This is a genomic window from Amycolatopsis rhizosphaerae (assembly GCF_007713715.1).
Classification (GTDB): domain Bacteria; phylum Actinomycetota; class Actinomycetes; order Mycobacteriales; family Pseudonocardiaceae; genus Amycolatopsis_E; species Amycolatopsis_E rhizosphaerae.
Genome location: NZ_VJWX01000604.1, coordinates 1 through 3,916, shown reverse-complemented (window position 1 = coordinate 3,916; position 3,916 = coordinate 1). Strand labels below are relative to the sequence as shown.

The 3,916-nt window shown below is 72.0% G+C and carries 5 protein-coding genes; 4 read left to right on the top strand and 1 reads right to left on the bottom strand.

What is annotated here, in order from left to right:
• The 3 genes from FNH05_RS34015 to FNH05_RS34005 form a co-directional block, all read left to right on the top strand.
• Nucleotides 1–394 (top strand): LLM class oxidoreductase (locus FNH05_RS34015; RefSeq protein ID WP_483964242.1); only part of this gene is annotated, 394 nt, incomplete at its 5' end.
• Nucleotides 391–1,236: a TIGR03620 family F420-dependent LLM class oxidoreductase gene (locus FNH05_RS34010; RefSeq protein ID WP_144592958.1), complete on the top strand. Its 846-nt coding sequence runs from the start codon at nucleotides 391–393 to the stop codon at nucleotides 1,234–1,236. The genes FNH05_RS34015 and FNH05_RS34010, both read left to right, overlap by 4 nt.
• 33 nt (nucleotides 1,237–1,269) lie before the next feature.
• Entirely contained in the window at nucleotides 1,270–2,034 is a 765-nt protein-coding gene (locus tag FNH05_RS34005) for a hypothetical protein (RefSeq protein ID WP_144592957.1), read from the top strand.
• A gap of 84 nt (nucleotides 2,035–2,118) precedes the next feature.
• Here the strand turns inward: FNH05_RS34005 and FNH05_RS34000 are convergent, their stop codons facing one another.
• Nucleotides 2,119–3,267, bottom strand: coding sequence for a serine hydrolase domain-containing protein (locus FNH05_RS34000; RefSeq protein ID WP_144592956.1), 1,149 nt, complete (start codon nucleotides 3,265–3,267; stop codon nucleotides 2,119–2,121).
• A gap of 141 nt (nucleotides 3,268–3,408) precedes the next feature.
• On the opposite strand from FNH05_RS34000, the gene FNH05_RS33995 reads away from it, so the two are divergent.
• The coding region (locus FNH05_RS33995) for a sigma-70 family RNA polymerase sigma factor (protein WP_144592955.1) at nucleotides 3,409–3,916 on the top strand (508 nt) is incomplete at its 3' end.

The following is a 3,916-nucleotide window of genomic DNA, read 5'->3' as shown; positions in this document are numbered from 1 at the left end:
CTTCATGCCCTTGGCCCACACCGCCTTCGCCCGGCAGATCCTCGGCCCCGGCAAGCTGCTCGTCTCCCACCAGTCCGTGCTGCTGGAACCGGATCCCGGCCGGGCCAGGGCCCGCGCCAGGGAAACCGTCCGCATGGCCCTCACCCAGGGGGCGGCCGCCTACGGTCGCGCGTGGCGCGACTTCGGCTACGCCGATGATCTCGCCGGGGTCACCGACCGGCTCGTGGACGCGGCCGTGGCCTGGGGCGACGAGGAGGCGATCGCGCGGCGCGTGCGGGAACAGCTCGACGCGGGGGCCGACCACGTGCTCCTCACCCCCGTCGCGGACGATCTCGTGTCCGCGGTGGACCAGCTGGAGCGGATCGCCCCGGCCGTGCTGGGGGTGGCCGCGTGAGCGTCGGCATCTGGACCTTCGCCTTCGACGGCAAGCCGGTCGCCTTGGTCCGCGAGGCGGCCGCGGAGATCGAGGAACTCGGCTTCGACCACCTGTGGTTCGGCGAGTATCCGGGCCGGGAGGCGATGACGCAGGCGGCGCTGCTGCTGGCCGCGACGGGCCGGATCACCGTGGCCACCGGGATCGCGAGGTTCGACCGCCGTTCCCCGGTGGCCACCGCGGGGGCGCAGCGCGCGCTGTCGGAGGCCTACCCGGGGAGGTTCCTGCTCGGCCTCGGCGGGCATCTTCCCGGTGACCGGCCGGTCGCGTCGATCCGGGAGTACCTCGACGGGATGGACGCCGCCGCACTGTCCATTCCGGACGCCTCGCCGCGGCCCCGCCGCGTGCTGGCCGCGCTCGGGCCGAAGATGCTGCGCCTGGCCGCGGAGCGTGCCGACGGCGCGCATCCGTACTTCGTGCCGCCCGAGCACACGGCGCGGGCCCGGGAAGTCCTCGGCCCGGACGCCTTCCTCGCGGTCGAGCAGGGGGTGGTGCTGACGGCGACGGGGGCACGGGACATCGCACGCCGCGAGGCGGCGGTGTACCTGGAACAGGCCCGGCATCACCAGGCGAACCTGCGGCGGCTCGGGTTCACCGACGCCGATTTCGCCGGGGGCGGGAGCGACCGGCTGATCGACGCGGTCATCGCCTTCGGCGAGGAAGGCATCGCCGAGCGGGTGCGGGCGCATCGCGACGCGGGCGCCGACCACGTGTGCGTCCAGGTGCTCACCGGCGACGACCGCCTGCCCCGCGTCGAATGGCGCGCACTCGCCGTGGCGCTCGCCGGATCCGCCGAACCGTGAGCATGCGATCGTGATCGATGCGAGCATCGGGGCATGGATCTGCCACCCGTACCCGCCGCCGTCGCCACCCTGACCGCCGGCGTGGGCCCGAGAGGGGCCGTGGCGCTCGCCGCGGCGTACAGCCGTTTGGAAGACCTGGACGACTGGGACGACCCGGACCACGTGGACGAAGAAACCGGCCGGGTCGCCGATCTGCTCAAGGAAGCCGAAGCCAACGGCGTCGCCGAGGACGAGACCGCCGAGCTGTGGTGGTATGTCGAACACCTCCGGAGCTGCGCGGCCGAGAACAGGCAGTACCAGGAGGAAATGGCGGCCTACGTCGCCGAGCACGGGACGACCCCACGGGGGCGACTCGACGCGAAGCTGAGGCGGGCGCGCGAACTCTACGAGGCCGGGGATCGTGCCGCGGCACTCGCGTTGTTCCGCGAGGTCGCCGAGATCAGTCCCTGGGACAGCGAGTTCAGCGGCTGTCTCGACCGCATCGACACCGGTTGGTGCCGTCTGCTCCACGACGCGGCCCACGTCGGGGGACCGGCGGCGGCGCGGAAGATCTGGCAGGAAGCCAGGGCCCACTACCGGGCGGCGAAGTTCCCCATCACGCCGCACGCCTGGCCGCTGGTCGAACTGCTGCTGGGCACCGGCGTGCCGGACCTCGTCGAAGTCGTCGTCCGCGAGTGGATCGAGGCCGCCGAGGAGAACGGGAAGGCGGACGTGCCGGTGACCGAGGACGAGCAGCGCATCTTCGAGCTCGCCCTGGCCGAAATCGAACGCTCTCGGGAACTGCCCTCATCCGGCTGAACCGTGCCCACGCCGAACGGTCCGCTGGGGTAGCCCTTGGTTGTGGGGAAGTGGTTTCGGTGTGCGAAGTCATGTCGGGATTCGTCAGGCTGCGGTGGCCGCTCGGTGGACCGCGGCGGCCAGTCGGTCGTGTTCGGGGTAGGACCAGTCGAAGGAGAAGCGGCGGCGGGTGTAGCCGAAGGCGATGCCGCTGCGCGGGTCGGCGTACGATTCCGAGCCCGCGGACCCGCTGTGGCCGAAGGCGTTCGCACCGAGGAACGGATAGCGCAGGCCCTTGGCTTCGAATCCGAGTGCGTACTGTCCCTGCTCGCCCCGGACGAGGTCGCGGCCGACCGAGTGGGGCATGGCGAACTCGCCGAGCGTGCCGGGTTCGAGCAGCGGGGCCCGGCCGTCCAGACCGAAGACCGCGGCGCTGTACATCCGGGCCAGCCCGCGGGCGTTGCCCACGCCGCCGGCCGAGGCCTGGCCGAGCGCACGCACCTGCCGGGTGTTGAGGAAGGCCACTTGATCCAGGGGCGGCGTGGAATTGAGGCCGTATCCGATCCCGGTGATGCTGTGCGGTCCCGGGACGGCCGCCCAGAACGCGGCCCTCTCCTCCGGACCGGCCAGCCCGGGCAGCACCTCGCGGTACCGGTCCTCCAGTGCCTCCGGCAGCCCGAGGTACAGGTCCAGTCCATGAGGTGCGCGCACGCGTTGCTCGAAGTGTTCCTGCAGCGAACGGCCCGTGGCCCGGCGAACCACCTCACCCACGATCGCGAACGTCACGAACCCGCCGTAGCCGTACACCGCGCCCGGCCGCCAGTACGGCCGCTGCCCGGCCAGCCGCCGCGCGATCACCTGGTCGTCCGCCAGTTCACCCACCGTCAGGCCACCGTCGACGCCGATCACGCCCGAACGGTGGGTCAGGACGTCCCGCAGGCTGATCCGCTCCTTGCCCACCGCGGCGAACTCCGGCCAGTGGCGGGCGATCGGCCGGTCCAGTTCCAGCGTGCCGTCCTGCACCAGCAGCGCCACCACCAGGGTGGCGGCCCCCTTGGTCGAGGAGTAGATGCCGGTCAGCGTGCCGCCCGCCACCGCGTCCCCGGCCCACAGGTCGACCACCTGGTGGCCGTGCCGGTAGACCGCCAGTTGCGCACCGGCCCGGACGTCCTCCCCTGCCACCACGGCGGCGAATTCCTCCCGTACCGCCTCGAAACCCGGGGCCGCCGTGCCATGGACACCGATACTGTTCATCGTTCTGCCTCGCTCCGATCGTCGTGTCACCGATTCGACGGAGCCATGACGCATGGGCCGCGGAAAATGTGACGGGCCCCCACGGTTACCTCGAGGGCGTTCCGTTCGTCATGCGTTCGACCGCCGACGCGAAGGACGACCATGAGCGAACACGACTCTCTGGCCGGGCGATTCGAGGAACATCGCGCTCACCTGAGAGCGGTGGCCCACCGGACGCTCGGCTCCCCGGCCGAGGCCGAAGACGCCGTCCAGGAAGCCTGGCTGCGGCTCACGCGCACCGGAACCGGCGTCATGGCCGGTGACATCGACAATCTCGCCGGCTGGCTGACGACGGTCGTCGGCCGGATCTGCCTGGACATGCTGCGCGCACGACGGCTGCGCCGCGAGACCCCGCTGGACACGCACCTGCCGGACCCGGTGGTCGCCGGCGAAGGCACCGATCCCGAGCACCGGGCGATGACCGCCGACTCGGTGGGACTGGCCCTGCTGGTGGTGCTGGAACTGCTGACCCCCGACGAACGGCTGGCCTTCGTCCTGCACGACCTGTTCGGCATTCCCTTCGAGCAGTTGGCCCCGGTCGTGGACCGTAGCCCGGTCGCCGCCAGGAAACTCGCCAGCCGTGCCCGCCGACGCATCCACGGTGGCGCGC